The sequence below is a fragment of the Achromobacter sp. HZ01 genome (genome assembly GCF_003267925.1).
GTDB classification, from domain to species: Bacteria; Pseudomonadota; Gammaproteobacteria; order Burkholderiales; family Burkholderiaceae_B; genus Achromobacter; species Achromobacter pulmonis_A.
The window spans coordinates 1,314,712-1,329,022 of record NZ_LWKV01000001.1 but is presented as its reverse complement, the minus strand read 5'-3'; the positions used below and the strand labels follow the sequence as shown (position 1 = coordinate 1,329,022).

Here is a 14,311-nt window from a genome sequence, read left to right as displayed (position 1 = left end):
GCGCCTGCCAATACTTGCTCGGGCAAGTCGGGGCGAGCGCGCGTGGCGCTTGCCGTCTTCATTCCAGGAGGCTGTATGCGTCGCGTATCCGTTTTGCCTGTCAAGTTTCACGGTTGGCTGTGGGCCAGCCTTTTTTTATGGGTGGCCGGTTTCTGTATGGCGACCCAGGCCCGCGCCGAGTCGGCCGCCGACATCAGCCGCGATGCGCGGGCGGCGCTGGAACGGCTGTACCAGCAGGAGCCCAAGACCCGGGTGCTGGGCGAGAAGGCGGTCGCCGTGCTGGTGTTTCCCAGCATTCTCAAGGGCGGACTGCTGGTCGGCGCCGAGAGCGGCGACGGCGCCCTGATCCGCGGCGGCAAGGTCCAGGCCTACTACAACATCACCGCGGTGTCCTTCGGCCTGCAGGCCGGCGCGCAGAAGTTCGGCTACGCGCTCTTCTTCATGAACGAGGCGGCGCTGAAGTTCCTGGACCAGAGCGACGGCTGGTCGCTGGGTTCCGGACCCACGCTGGTCATGGTGGACGAAAGCTACGCGGCCAGCATCACCACCACCACCCTGACCCAGGACGTGTACGCCGTGCCCTTCGGCGGACAGGGGTTGATGGCCGGGGTGGGGTTGCAAGGGTCCAAGATCACCTCGTTGAACCTCAATTGAGCGTTGGCGGCCCGGCGATGCCGGGCCGCGCTGTCATCGCGCGGATTGGTCAGCAAGAGCGTAGGCGCCTGGGTCGGCGCGGCCGCGCTTAAAATGCGCCTGTCGATGCGCGGCCCGTCGCCGCGCCACGCTGATGAAAGGCTCCCGCCATGCAACAAAATCCGCCCGCCGCGCCGCAGCCGCGCCAGACGTTCGAAGCCCTTAGGCACGATTTGCAAGAGGCGCAGGCCCGGCTGTCCCGGTGGGGGCAGGTCGCGCAGGACTATGCGCAGCGGTACGCCGACGAGCTGGCGCCGCTGGAAACCATGGAAGTCGAACTGAAGGCCAGACTGGTCCTGTGTTTCGACCACGCCTGCAAGCAGAAGGAACTGAGCAAGGGGCAGCGCCAGCTGGCCTCCGAAATCGCGGCGCAGCTTGCCGACGAAACCCTGTGTTCCCTGGAGCTGGACGGCACGCCCGGGGAATGCGACCTCGCGAAGCTGAAGGCCGTGTACCGCAAGCACGCGGGCAGCGATTTCGACGCGGACTATGCCGATGAGCGCGGCGCCGCAGACGCGCTGGCCGAGGAGCCGCCCGCCGCCTTACCGCCGGCGGATGCGCCGGCCTTGCCGGAAGAGGCCGGGGCGCTGGAGGCGCGGCTGGCCGAGGTGCGGGCGGCGGTGGCCGGCGCCGAACGCGCGTTCAAGGCGCGCTACCGCTTCGACCCGGAACAGTCGATAGATCCGGCCGATCTGATGGAGGACCTGGAAGCCGAGATCGCCGACGTGCGCGAATATATCGGCGAGCTGGAGTTCGAACTGGCGCAGTTCGTGGACATGCAGCAGGTCAAGGCCTGGCTCGATGCCATGAAACAGCAGATGGCGGCGCAGCGGCGTCGCGAAGCGCGCCGCTGAATGCATTGCGCGCGATTCAGGCGGCCGGGCGTCCGGGAGCCGGCGCGACGCGCATGACCGGCGCGGCGGTTTTGCCGGCGTCGGCGCGCGGCCGGATCATCATGGGGAAGAAGCGCCACAGGTATAGCGCGAAGCCCAGCGCCCACGCCGTGGCCGAGGCGTGCAGCAGGCCCAGCGCGGCCGCGGTGGGCAGCAGGGCGGCCAGGCGCAGCAGCGCGGCCAGTATCACCAGCACGTAACTGGCGACCATGCTGCGGTCGGCGCGCAGCGGCCGGCCCAGGTGGCCCAGCGCGGTGCGCGTGGCCATGCCGATGATCAGCACCGAAAACCCGGCCACGCCGACCACGTGCGCGGGCCAGGCGGTGCGCAGCACGAAGCCGGCCAGTTGCGCCGCGCCGACCAGCAGGCCCACGCCCAGTCCGAAATAGCCCGCGTACAGAATCCACAGCAGCGGCACGCGGCGCGCGGCCCAGGGCTTCCAGGAGATCCATTGCACCAGCGCGATCAGCCCGGTCGCGGCCAGCGCCACGGCCGCGATCTGCGGACGTCCGGCCAGCAGGCAGGCGATGGCGACCACGCCCGTGCCCAGCTGCCAGTGGCCGCTGCGGGTATGCGGTGGAATGTCCAGGCCGGCCACGGCGCGCTTGGCGAAAAAGGGCAGGATGCGGCGCGCGATCAGCAGGGTCAGCACGGCCATGCAGAGCAGGCCGGCGTTGAAGTAGCGCATCAGCGCGAAGTAGTCGCCCTGGACCGTGGCCCACAGGTACAGCGCGTTGGTCAGGGCCAGCGCCACCAGCAGCAGCGGTATGCCGTAGTTGCGCCGGTTGCGCGTGATGGCCACGGCGCGTCCCAGCGCGGCCGCGCCCCACAGGAAGAACAGCAGATCGGCCAGCGCGGCGATGAGAAACGCGGGCCGGCCCGGCGCCAGGTAGCCCGCGCGCGCCACGATCCATAGCACGCACAGCGCCGCCAGGGCATTGCCGCGCAGCGGATTCCTGCCGGTCCAGTTGCCGCCGGCGGTCAGCAGAAAGCCCACGGCGATGGTGGCGACGAAGCCCCACAGCATTTCGTGCGCATGCCAGGGCATGCCGCCCAGCACGCCGTTGAGCAGGGACGGGGCATGCACCCACAGCAGCACCGAGGCCAGCGCCCAGAAGCAGCCCGCCAGATACAGCGGGCGGAAACCCATTTCGGTGAAGGCGCGCCATTGCGGGCGCGCGCGGCGCGAGTCCTGGTCGGGTTCGTCGATGGTCAGCAGCGTGCTCATGGGGGCCTGCGTTTTTAAAGGTGTATTTCAAATGCATATTAATACGCCGCACCGCGCATCGCCAGCTTGGCGAATTGATCCAACGCAAGCCCGGCCGCAACGGCGGGGTAACTAGTCACATCGACAGGCCGCTTCTGGTCGGCTGGCGAATGGTGCGCAAGGCGCGCCGTCCTTAGGCTTGGGGCAAGTCAGATTTCTTCGTGACCAAAGCGAGAATAACCATGGCAGCAACCAGTCATTCCTCGGCCGGCGCGCCGATGCGGGTCCTGATATCCAGCACGTTCGCCTTCACCATCTGCTTCGCGGTGTGGATGATCTTCGCCGTACTGGGCATACCCATCAAGACGCAGCTCGGCCTGTCCGAAACCGAATTCGGCCTGCTGGCCGCCATGCCGGTGCTGACCGGTTCGCTGGTGCGGGTGCCGCTGGGCATCTGGACCGACCGCTACGGCGGCAGGCCGGTGTTCTTCGTCCTGATGCTGGTGGCCGTGGTGCCGATCTGGCTGCTGTCCTACGCGACGCAGTACTGGCAGTTCCTGGTGCTGGCGCTGTTCGTGGGCCTGACCGGCGGCTCGTTCTCGGTGGGCACGCCCTACGTGGCGCGCTGGTTTCCGCGCAACAAGCAGGGCCTGGCGATGGGCGTGTTCGGCGCCGGCAACTCCGGCTCGGCCATCACCAAGTTCGTGGCGCCCGCGCTGATCGCGGCCACCGCCGGTTCGTGGATCATCGTGCCGCAGGTCTATGCGATCGCGCTGCTGGTGACGGCGGTGCTGTTCTGGCTGTTCTCGGCCTCGGACCCGTCGCACCGGGTGACCGGCGGGGCCAGCCTGTCGGCGCAGTTCGCCATGCTCAAGGACCCGCGCGTCTGGCGCTATTGCCAGTATTACTCGGTGGTGTTCGGCGGCTACGTGGCGCTGGCGCTGTGGATGACCAAGTACTACATCGGCGAGTACGGCTTCGACATCAAGCTGGCGGCGCTGCTGGCGGCCTGCTTTTCGCTGCCCGGCGGCGTGCTGCGCGCGGTGGGCGGCTGGATCTCGGACCGCTACGGCGCCTACAAGACCACCTGGTGGGTCATGTGGGTGTGCTGGGTCGCCTTCTTCATCCTCAGCTATCCGCAAACGCACTTTACGGTGCTGACCACCGCGGGCGCGCGCAGTTTCGATATCGCGCTCGGACCGGTCGTATTCACCATTCTGCTGTTCGTGGTCGGCATCGCCATGGCGATCGGCAAGGCCTCGGTGTTCAAGTTCATTTCGGACGAGTTCGGCGAGAACATCGGCGCGGTTTCGGGCATCGTCGGCCTGGCCGGCGGCCTCGGCGGATTCGTGCTGCCCATCCTGTTCGGCATCCTGCTCGACTACACGGGCGTGCGCTCCAGCGCCTTCATGCTGCTGTACGGCACGGTCTGCGTCTCTCTCATCTTCATGCATTTCAGTTTCCGGCCGGAAAGCGCGGCGCTGGCCCGGCAACACGCCACCTGATCCAACCTCAATCTGGGAGCACCTATCATGTCCACTCAAGTCCTGGCGCGCTGGGAGCCGGATAATCCCGGCTTCTGGAAACAGACGGGTTCGCGCGTCGCCAACCGCAATCTCTGGATCTCCATTCCCGCCCTGATGCTGGCGTTCTGCATCTGGATGCTGTGGAGCGTGGTCGTGGTCAACCTGGACCGCGCCGGCTTCATGCTGTCGAAGAACCAGATGTTCTGGCTGACGGCGCTGCCGGCGCTGTCGGGCGCCACGCTGCGCATCTTCTATTCGTTTCTGGTGCCGGTCTTCGGCGGGCGCAAGTGGACCGCCATTTCCACCGCCTCGCTGCTGATCCCGGCGCTGGGCATGGGCTTCGCGCTGCGCGATCCCACCACGACCTATCCGACCCTGCTGATCCTGGCGCTGCTGTGCGGCCTGGGCGGCGGCAATTTCAGCTCCAGCATGGCCAACATCAGCTTCTTCTTCCCCAAGGAAAAGAAGGGCCTGGCGACGGGGCTGAACGCCGGCATCGGCAACCTGGGCGTGTCGGTGGTGCAGTTCGTGGTGCCGCTGGTGATCTCCGCCAGCGTGTTCGGCGTGCTGGGCGGCGATCCCCAGACGGTGACCCGCGACGGCGCGCAGCACAGCCTGTGGCTGCAGAACGCCGGCTTCATCTGGGTGATTCCCATCGCGCTGGCCTCCATCGCCGCCTGGTTCGGCATGAACGACATCGCCGACGCGCGCGCTTCCTTCGCGGACCAGGCCGTCATTTTCAAGCGCAAGCACAACTGGCTGATGTGCTGGCTGTACGTGGGGACGTTCGGCTCCTTCATCGGTTTTTCGGCGGGCTTCGCCATGCTGACCAAGACCCTGTTCCCGCAGGTCGATCCCACGGCCTACGCCTTCCTGGGCCCGCTGGTCGGCTCGCTGACCCGTCCGGTCGGCGGCTGGGTCTCGGACAAGCTGGGCGGCGCGCGCGTGACGCTGTTCACTTTCGCCGCCATGATCGCGGCGGTGCTGGGCGTGGTGGCCTACCTGCCGGGCGCCTCGGGCGCGGGCGACTTCAACGGCTTCCTGGCCATGTTCATCGTGCTGTTCGCGCTGACCGGCGTGGGCAACGGTTCCACGTTCCGCATGATCCCCGCGATTTTCCTGCGCGAGCGCATCCAGGCCGCCAAGGGCAAGGACGCGGCCGCGCAGAAGCAGGCGCTGGCCGACGCCGCCAAGGAATCGGCCGCGGTGCTGGGCTTCTCGGGCGCCATCGGCGCGTACGGCGGCTTCTTCATCCCGCGCAGCTTCGGCACCTCGCTGGAGATGACCGGCAGCGTGCAGGCCGCGCTGTATTGCTTCATTGCCTTCTACGCCACTTGCATGGCGATCACGTGGTGGTACTACGGCCGCCGCGGCGCGCCGGTGCCGTGCTGACCGGCGGGCGCTTGGCCGGGGTGACTAGTCATTCTGCCGCGCCCGGCCTATGCCACCGGGCAATGGTCCCGCAGACAGGCCAGGCCTAAAGTGATTGCAACCGCATCGATCGCATTACGCGCCGGCCGGGCCGGCGCTCTTGGAGAATAGAGAATGAGCCATTTTCTGGACCGCTTGAAGTTCATGTCCAGGGTGAAGTCCACCTTCGCGAACGGACACGGCGAGACGGTCAACGAAGACCGCAGCTGGGAGAACGCCTACCGCGCCCGCTGGCAGCACGACAAGGTGGTGCGCTCGACCCACGGCGTGAACTGCACGGGTTCGTGCTCGTGGAAGGTGTACGTCAAGAACGGCCTGATCACCTGGGAGACCCAGCAGACCGACTACCCGCGCACGCGGCCGGACCTGCCCAACCATGAACCGCGCGGCTGTCCGCGAGGGGCTTCCTACAGCTGGTACGTGTATTCGGCCCAGCGCGTGAAGTATCCGATGATCCGCGGACGCCTGATGGAAATGTGGCGCGAGGCCCGCAAGACCATGGACCCCATCGCCGCCTGGGAATGGATCAGCCAGGACCCGGCGCGCGCCAAGCGCTACAAGGCCGTGCGCGGCCTGGGCGGCTTCGTGCGCGCCGACTGGGACACCGCCACCGAGATCATCGCCGCGGCCAATGCGTACACGATCAAGAAGTTCGGCCCCGACCGCCTGATCGGCTTTTCGCCGATCCCGGCCATGTCCATGGTCAGCTACGCCGCCGGCGCGCGCTACCTGAGCCTGCTGGGCGGCGCCTGCCTGAGCTTCTACGACTGGTACTGCGACCTGCCGCCGGCCAGCCCGCAGGTCTGGGGCGAGCAGACCGACGTGCCGGAATCGGCTGACTGGTACAACTCGACCTATCTGATGGTGTGGGGCTCCAACGTGCCCCAGACCCGCACGCCCGACGCCCACTTCTATACCGAGGTCCGCTACAAGGGCACCAAGACCGTGGCCGTGTCCAGCGACTACGGCGAAATGGTGAAGTTCGGCGACATCTGGCTGGCCCCCAAGCAGGGCACCGACGCGGCGCTGGCCATGGCCATGGGCCATGTGATCCTGAAGGAATTCCACCTGTCCGGCGCCTCGGCCTATTTCCGCGACTACGTGAGCCGCTACACCGACATGCCCATGCTGGTGCAGTTGAAGGAGCGCGACGGCTGCTACGTGCCCGACCACTTCCTGCGCGCCTCGCACCTGGACGGCGCGCTGGGGGAGCAGAACAACCCCGACTGGAAGACGCTGGTTCTGGACGCCAAGAGCGGCGACCTGGTCGCGCCCAACGGAAGCATCGGCTTTCGCTGGGGCGAGGGCGCCGTCAACGGCGGCGAGAAGGTCGGACGCTGGAACCTGGAATCCAGGGACGGCGGCAGCGGCCGCGAGATCGAGCCCACGCTGACGCTGCTGGGCCGGTCCGACGCCGTGGTCGGCGTGGGCTTTGCCTACTTCGGCGGCGAGCATGGCGATCTGCAGGTGCGCAACGTGCCGGCGCGCCGCATCCGCCTGGCCGACGGCGGCGAGGCCCTGGTGGCCACGGTGTACGACCTGCAGATGGCCAACTACGGCCTGGACCGCGGCCTGGGCGGCGGCAACGTCGCCGGCAGCTATGACGACGACGTGCCCTACACGCCGGCCTGGCAGGAAAAGCACACCGGCGTGCCGCGCGCGCAGGTGATCCAGGTGGCGCGCGAGTTCGCCCAGAACGCGCACGACACCGAGGGCAAGTCCATGGTCATCGTCGGCGCCGGCCTGAACCACTGGTACCACATGGACATGATCTACCGCGGCATCATCAACATGCTGATGATGTGCGGCTGTGTGGGCAAGAGCGGCGGCGGCTGGGCGCACTACGTGGGCCAGGAAAAGCTGCGTCCGCAGTTCGGCTGGGCCCCGCTGGCCTTCGCCGCAGACTGGGTGCGCCCGCCGCGCCAGATGAACGGCACCTCGTTCTTCTACGCCCACACCAGCCAGTGGCGCCATGAAAAGCTGGACGTCACCGAAGTGCTCGGCCCCACCGCCGACCGCGCCAAGTACGCCGACCTCAGCATGATCGACCTGAACGCCCGCGCCGAGCGCATGGGCTGGCTGCCGTCGGCGCCGCAGCTGCGCACCAATCCGCTGGACGTGGTGGCCGAGGCCGACGCGGCCGGCAAGGACCCGGTTGCCCACGCCGCCGAAAAGCTCAAATCCGGCGAACTGCGCATGGCCTGCGAGAACCCGGACGACCCGGCCAACTTCCCGCGCAACATGTTCGTGTGGCGCTCCAACATCCTGGGCTCCAGCGGCAAGGGCCACGAGTACTTCCTGAAGTACCTGCTGGGCACGCAGAACGCGGTGTTCGGCGACGAGGCCCAGGCCATCCGGCCGTCCGAAGTCACCTACCAGGAAGACGCGGCCCAGGGCAAGCTCGACCTGCTGACGGTGCTGGACTTCCGCATGAGCACGACCTGCCTGTACGGCGACATCGTGCTGCCCACGGCCACCTGGTACGAAAAGGACGACCTCAACACCTCGGACATGCACCCGTTCATCCACCCGCTGAGCGAAGCCGTGCAGCCGTTGTGGGAAAGCAAGACCGACTGGGAGATCTACAAGCTGCTGGCCAAGCGCTTCAGCGAGATCGGCGGCCCCTACCTGGGCAAGCGCCGCGACCTGGTGCTGACCCCGCTGATGCACGACACGCCGGGAGAACTCGGCCAGGCCTTCGAGCCCAAGGACTGGAAGCTGGGCGAGTGCGACCTGGTGCCGGGCAAGACCGCGCCGACCATGACGGTGGTCGAGCGCGACTACAACGACATCTACCGCAAGTTCACCTCGGTCGGCCCCTTGCTGGACAAGCTGGGCAACGGCGGCAAGGGCATCAGCTGGAACACCGAGCACGAAGTGCGCGAGCTGGCCAACCTGAACGAGGCCGTGGCCGAAGCCGGCGTGAGCCAGGGCCGTCCGCGCCTGGACACCGCCATCGACGCCGCCGAGATGATCCTGACCTTCGCGCCCGAGACCAACGGCCACGTGTCGGTCAAGGCCTGGGAGGCGCTGGGCAAGATCACCGGCCGCGACCATACCCACCTGGCGCTGGGCCGCGAACACGACAAGATCCGCTTCCGCGACATCGTGGCGCAACCGCGCAAGATCATCTCGGCCCCGACCTGGTCGGGCCTGGAAAGCGAGGAAGTCAGCTACAACGCCGGCTACACCAACGTGCACGAGCTGATTCCGTGGCGCACGCTGACCGGCCGCCAGCAGTTCTACCAGGACCACCGCTGGATGCTGGACTTCGGCGAAGGCTTCTGCGTGTACAAGCCGGCCATCGACACCAAGACGGTGGCGCCCATGCTGGGCCGCTACCCGAACGGCGAGAAGGAACTCGTGCTGAACTGGATCACGCCGCATCAGAAGTGGGGCATCCACAGCACGTACTCCGACAACCTGCGCATGCTCACGCTCAGCCGCGGCGGCCCCCACGTCTGGGTGTCGGAAACCGAGGCCCGGCAGGCCGGGCTGGTCGACAACGACTGGGTCGAGGTGTTCAACGTGAACGGCACGCTGACCGCCCGCGTGGTGGTCAGCCAGCGCGTGCCGGTGGGCATGTGCCTGATGTACCACGCGCAGGAAAAGATCGTGAACGTGCCCGGCGCCGAAACCAGCGGCAAGCGCGGCGGCATCCACAACTCGGTCACGCGCACGGTGCTCAAGCCCACCCACATGATCGGCGGCTACGCCCAGCAGGCCTATGGCTTCAATTACTACGGGACGGTGGGCGCCAACCGCGACGAGTTCGTGGTGCTGCGCAAGATGAAAAAGGTGGACTGGCTGGAAGGCCCGCTCGTCGAAGAATCGCAAGAGGAAGAGAAGCAATCATGAGGATACGCGCCCAAATCGGCATGGTGCTGAACCTGGACAAGTGCATCGGCTGCCACACTTGCTCGGTCACCTGCAAGAACGTCTGGACCAGCCGCGACGGCGTCGAGTACGCCTGGTTCAACAACGTCGAGACCAAGCCCGGCATCGGCTATCCCAAGGAATGGGAGAACCAGGCCAAGTGGAAGGGCGGCTGGGTCCGCAACGCCGCCGGCAAGCTCGAACCGCGCCAGGGCAGCAAGGTGCGCATCCTGGCCAACCTGTTCGCCAACCCGGACCTGCCGCAGATCGACGACTACTACGAGCCGTTCACCTTCGACTACGAGCACCTGAAGAACGCGCCGCTGTCGCAGACGCCACCGACGGCGCGGCCGGTGTCGGTGCTGACCGGCCAGAAGATGGACAAGATCCACTGGGGCCCGAACTGGGAAGACGACCTGGGCGGCGAGTTCAGCGCGCGCAGCCGCGACGCGCTGTTCGAGGGCGTGCAGAAAGAGATGTACTCGACCTTCGAGAACACCTTCATGATGTACCTGCCGCGCCTGTGCGAGCACTGCCTGAACCCGACCTGCGTGGCAAGCTGTCCGTCCGGCTCGATCTACAAGCGCGAGGACGACGGCATCGTGCTGGTCGACCAGGACAAGTGCCGCGGCTGGCGCATGTGCATCTCGGGCTGCCCGTACAAGAAGATCTACTACAACTGGAACAGCGGCAAGGCCGAGAAGTGCACCTTCTGCTATCCGCGCATCGAGGCCGGCCAGCCCACGGTCTGCTCGGAAACCTGCGTGGGCCGCATCCGCTACCTGGGCGTGCTGCTGTACGACGCCGACCGCATCGAGGCCGCGGCGTCCGTGGCCAGCGAGCAGGACCTGTACGAATCGCAGCTCGACCTGTTCCTGGACCCGCACTCGCCCGAGGTCATCGCCGCCGCGCGCGAGCAGGGCATCCCGGAAGCCTGGCTGGAGGCCGCGCGCAATTCGCCGGTCTACAAGATGGCGGTGCAATGGCGCGTCGCCTTCCCGCTGCACCCGGAATACCGCACGCTTCCGATGGTCTGGTACATCCCGCCGCTGTCGCCGATCCAGTCGGCCGCCGAGTCGGGCAAGATGCCGCAGCGCACCCTGGGCAAGAGCGCCATCATCCCGGACGTCTCCAGCCTGCGCATTCCGGTGCGCTACCTGGCCAACCTGCTGACCGCGGGCAAGGAGGCCCCGGTGCTGCTGGCGCTGGAACGCATGCTGGCCATGCGCGCCTACAAGCGTTCGGAAACCGTGCATGGCGAGCGCGACACCAGCGTGCTGGCGCCGGTCGGGCTGTCCGAGGAAATGGTGCAGGACATGTACAAGATCATGGCCATCGCCGACTACGAGGACCGCTTTGTCATTCCGTCCAGCCACAAGGAGATGGTCGAGGACAGCTTCAACGAGAAGGGCAGCTGCGGCTTCACCTTCGGCAACGGCTGCTCGGGCGGCGCTTCGGACAGCACCCTGTTCGGCCGCAAGCCGCAGGGCAGCGAGATCTTCATCGAGATGCCGAAATCCCGCAAGAAGAAGGCCGCTTCGGTCTAGGAAAGGAGAAAACCATGAGTCCGTACCGCCTGCTTTCCGCCTTGCTGTGTTATCCCGAGCCCGAGCTGCTGGACGCGCTGGGCGAGATCGAAACCGTGCTGGCCGACGATCCCGACGCCGAAGAGGCCTTGCAGCCGCTGATGGCGTACCTGGCCACCCACGACCTGATTTCGCTGCAGGAGAACTACGTGGCCACCTTCGACCGCAACCGCTCGCATTCGCTGCACCTGTTCGAGCACGTGCACGGCGAAAGCCGCGACCGCGGCCAGGCCATGGTGGATCTGCTGCAGACCTATCGCCAGCACGGCTTCGAGCCGGTGGCCGCCGAGCTGCCCGACCACGTGCCGCTGTTCCTGGAATTCCTGGGCGTGATCGACCCCGACCAGGCCCAGGCGCTGCTGGACGACGCCATCCACGTGCTGGCGGCGATCGGCGCGCGCCTGGCCCGTGACGACAGCCCCTACGCCTGCGTCTTCGCCGTGCTGCGCGCCCGGTCGCGAGTGATCCCGCGCGAGCAGACCGATGCGCCCGTGCGCGACATGGACGAGGCCATGGAGATGTACGGCGCCGGCCATGACGGCGTGGAACCGCTCTTGCGGCCGTTCTCGGGCGATGGCGCGCAGACCGTGCGCTTCCATCCGCGCATGGCCCATTAATCTTCAGGACGACGCAACATGAACACCCTGAACCAGTTCTTCTTCGGCATCTATCCCTATATCGCGGGCGCCATCTTCCTGCTGGGCAGCCTGGTGCGCTTCGAGCGCGAGCAGTACACCTGGAAGTCGGACAGCTCGCAGCTGCTGCACCGCGGCCAGCTGCGGCTGGGCAACATCCTGTTCCACGTCGGCATACTGGGCCTGTTCTTCGGCCATCTGGTGGGCCTGCTGACCCCGGTGGTGGTGTGGGACGCGCTGGGCGTGTCGCATACGTTCAAGCAGGGCGTGGCCATGGCGGCCGGCGGGGTCATGGGCATCATCTGCCTGATCGGCCTGGCGATCCTGATCCACCGCCGCCTGAGCGATCCGCGCATCCGCGCCACCACGCGCACCGGCGACAAGGTGCTGCTGCTGTGGATCCTGGTCACGCTGCTGCTGGGCCTGTCCACCATCGTCGTGTCGGCCGGCCACATGGACGGCGAAATGATGGTGCGCCTGATGACCTGGGCCCAGCATATCGTCACCTTCCGCGGCGACGCCGCCAGCCATATCACGGACGCGCCGTTCCTGTTCAAGGCGCACCTGTTCATGGGCCTGACGCTGTTCCTGATCTTCCCGTTCACCCGGCTGGTGCACATCTGGAGCGGCTTCGCCTCGCTGGGGTACCTGGGCCGCGCCTGGCAGCTGGTGCGCCCGCGCTGAACCCCGTCACCAGGAGCCGAACATGCCCGTCATCGTCAATGGCGTCGAACTGAACGACGCCGATCTGGAACAGGAACTGCCGCAGCACCAGCAGGCCGACAATCCCATGCGCGCGGCGGTCACCGCCCTGGTGCTGCGCCGCGTGCTGCTGGACGAAGCCGGCCGGCAGGGGCTGGACGCCGCGGACGAGGAGGCCGCCATCGGCGAACTGCTGGCCCGCGAGGCGACCGCGCCCGAGGCCGACGAGGCGGCCTGCCGCCGCCATTACCAGATGCACCCCGAGCGCTTTATGGCGGGCGAGCTGGTCGAGGCCGACCACATCCTGTTCCAGGTCACGCCCGGCGTGAACCTGGACATGCTGCGCGGGCACGCCACCATGGTGCTGGAAGCGCTGCTGGCCGACCCCTCGCGCTTTGCCGAGGTGGCGCGCGAGCAGTCCAACTGCCCGTCGGCCGCGGTCGGCGGCAGCCTGGGCCAGCTGGGCCGCGGCGATACGGTGCCGGAGTTCGAGCGCGCGCTGTTCGCGCTGCCGGCCGGCGGCCTGCTGCCGCAGCTGCTGCAGACGCGCCACGGCCTGCACATCCTGCGGGTGACGCGCCGCATCGAAGGGCGGCTGCTGCCCTACGAACACGTGGCCGGCCAGATCGCCGCGGCGCTCACGGCCATGAGCCGCGACACCGCCTGGCGCCAGTACATCAAGCTGCTGGTCGGCCGCGCCCGGATCGAAGGCATCGACCTGGACGACGGCGAACCCGAGCGGGTCTACAGCGCAGGCCCCGCATGATGGACGCGCCATCCGCTTCACCGCTGCAAGACGGCTACGGACGCCGCATCGATTACCTGCGCGTGTCCGTCACCGACCGTTGCGACCTGCGCTGCAGCTATTGCCTGCCCAAGGATTTCAAGGGCTTCGAAACGCCGGCCAACTGGCTGGACCACGCCGAAATGCAGCGCCTGGTCGGCCTGTTCGCCGGGCTGGGCGTGCGCAAGGTCCGGCTGACCGGCGGCGAGCCGCTGTTGCGCCGCGGGCTGGCGGGCCTGGCCGGCGCCATCGCCGCCATGCCGGGGCTGACGGATCTGTCGGTCTCGACCAACGGCACCCGGCTCGCGCGCCACGCACAGGCCTTGCGCGCCGCCGGCGTGACGCGCCTGAACGTCAGCCTGGACACGCTGGACGCGGCCGCCTTCGGCCGCATCACCGGCCGCGACTGCCTGGCATCGGTGCTGGAAGGCCTGGACGCGGCGCGCCGCGCGGGCTTCGCGCCCATCAAGCTCAACAGCGTGGTGCACGCGGCCACGCCCGAGGCCGAGGTGCGCCGGTTGCTGGACTACGCGCTGGCGCAGGGCTTCGTGCTGCGTCTGATCGAGCCCATGCCGATGGGCGAGTGCGGCCGCGGGTTCAGCCATACCGACCTGAACGCGATGGGCGCGCGCCTAGCCCGCGACGCCGGCCTGGTGCCGGCGCTGGAGCCCGCGGGCGGCGGCCCCGCGCGCTACTGGGGCACGGGCGATGGCGCGCCGGCACTGGGCGTGATCACGCCCATGTCGCGCCATTTCTGCGCCAGCTGTAATCGCGTTCGGCTGGGCGTGGACGGCACGCTGTACCTGTGCCTGGGCCAGGAAGACCAGGTGCCGCTGGGCCGGCAGCTGCGCGAGGGCGCGAGCGACGCCGACCTGGTGCGCGCCATCCGGGCCGGCATCGCGGCCAAGCCGGAGCGGCACGAGTTCTCCAGCCGGCCGGAACGCATCGTGCGATTCATGGCGCAGACGGGAGGATGAC

At 67.7% G+C, this 14,311-nt stretch carries 11 protein-coding genes; 10 read left to right on the top strand and 1 reads right to left on the bottom strand.

Annotated features, from left to right (window positions below; translation table 11 throughout):
• The first annotated feature begins 156 nt into the window (after positions 1–156).
• Together A6B37_RS06180 and A6B37_RS06175 are read left to right on the top strand one after the other, a co-directional pair.
• On the top strand, positions 157–654 hold the full coding sequence (locus tag A6B37_RS06180; RefSeq protein WP_246842386.1) for a YSC84-related protein: 498 nt from the start codon (positions 157–159) through the stop codon (positions 652–654).
• Between the two features lie 149 nt (positions 655–803).
• Positions 804–1,547 (top strand): hypothetical protein, encoded by a 744-nt coding sequence (locus A6B37_RS06175; RefSeq protein WP_111825224.1) that lies wholly within the window; start codon positions 804–806, stop codon positions 1,545–1,547.
• Positions 1,548–1,563: 16 nt separating this feature from the next.
• Here the strand turns inward: A6B37_RS06175 and A6B37_RS06170 are convergent, their stop codons facing one another.
• Positions 1,564–2,814, bottom strand: coding sequence for an NnrS family protein (locus A6B37_RS06170; protein ID WP_102771045.1), 1,251 nt, complete (start codon positions 2,812–2,814; stop codon positions 1,564–1,566).
• Positions 2,815–3,035: 221 nt separating this feature from the next.
• Between A6B37_RS06170 and A6B37_RS06165 the strand changes: the two genes are divergently transcribed.
• The 8 genes from A6B37_RS06165 to moaA all read left to right on the top strand — a co-directional run bounded on the left by A6B37_RS06165 (position 3,036) and on the right by moaA (position 14,310).
• Positions 3,036–4,298: a nitrate/nitrite transporter gene (locus A6B37_RS06165; protein ID WP_209166556.1), complete on the top strand. Its 1,263-nt coding sequence runs from the start codon at positions 3,036–3,038 to the stop codon at positions 4,296–4,298.
• A 27-nt stretch (positions 4,299–4,325) separates the two neighbouring features.
• The gene (locus A6B37_RS06160) at positions 4,326–5,711 is read left to right on the top strand and encodes a NarK family nitrate/nitrite MFS transporter (protein ID WP_102771047.1); all 1,386 of its coding nucleotides are present in this window, start codon (positions 4,326–4,328) and stop codon (positions 5,709–5,711) included.
• 153 nt (positions 5,712–5,864) lie between these two features.
• Positions 5,865–9,608, top strand: a complete 3,744-nt coding sequence (locus tag A6B37_RS06155) for a nitrate reductase subunit alpha (protein WP_111825223.1) — start codon at positions 5,865–5,867, stop codon at positions 9,606–9,608.
• A complete protein-coding gene (gene narH / locus A6B37_RS06150; protein ID WP_111825222.1) occupies positions 9,605–11,173 on the top strand; it encodes a nitrate reductase subunit beta in 1,569 nt (522 codons plus the stop codon). The genes A6B37_RS06155 and narH overlap by 4 nt, the downstream gene beginning before the upstream one ends.
• A 14-nt stretch (positions 11,174–11,187) precedes the next feature.
• On the top strand, positions 11,188–11,829 hold the full coding sequence (gene narJ, locus A6B37_RS06145) for a nitrate reductase molybdenum cofactor assembly chaperone (protein WP_111825221.1): 642 nt from the start codon (positions 11,188–11,190) through the stop codon (positions 11,827–11,829).
• An 18-nt stretch (positions 11,830–11,847) separates the two neighbouring features.
• Positions 11,848–12,531 (top strand): respiratory nitrate reductase subunit gamma, encoded by a 684-nt coding sequence (narI, locus tag A6B37_RS06140; protein WP_102771051.1) that lies wholly within the window; start codon positions 11,848–11,850, stop codon positions 12,529–12,531.
• 22 nt (positions 12,532–12,553) lie between these two features.
• Positions 12,554–13,315 (top strand): peptidylprolyl isomerase, encoded by a 762-nt coding sequence (locus tag A6B37_RS06135; protein ID WP_111825220.1) that lies wholly within the window; start codon positions 12,554–12,556, stop codon positions 13,313–13,315.
• Entirely contained in the window at positions 13,312–14,310 is a 999-nt protein-coding gene (gene moaA, locus A6B37_RS06130) for a GTP 3',8-cyclase MoaA (protein ID WP_111825219.1), read from the top strand. The genes A6B37_RS06135 and moaA overlap by 4 nt, the downstream gene beginning before the upstream one ends.
• Position 14,311: the final 1 nt, after the last annotated feature.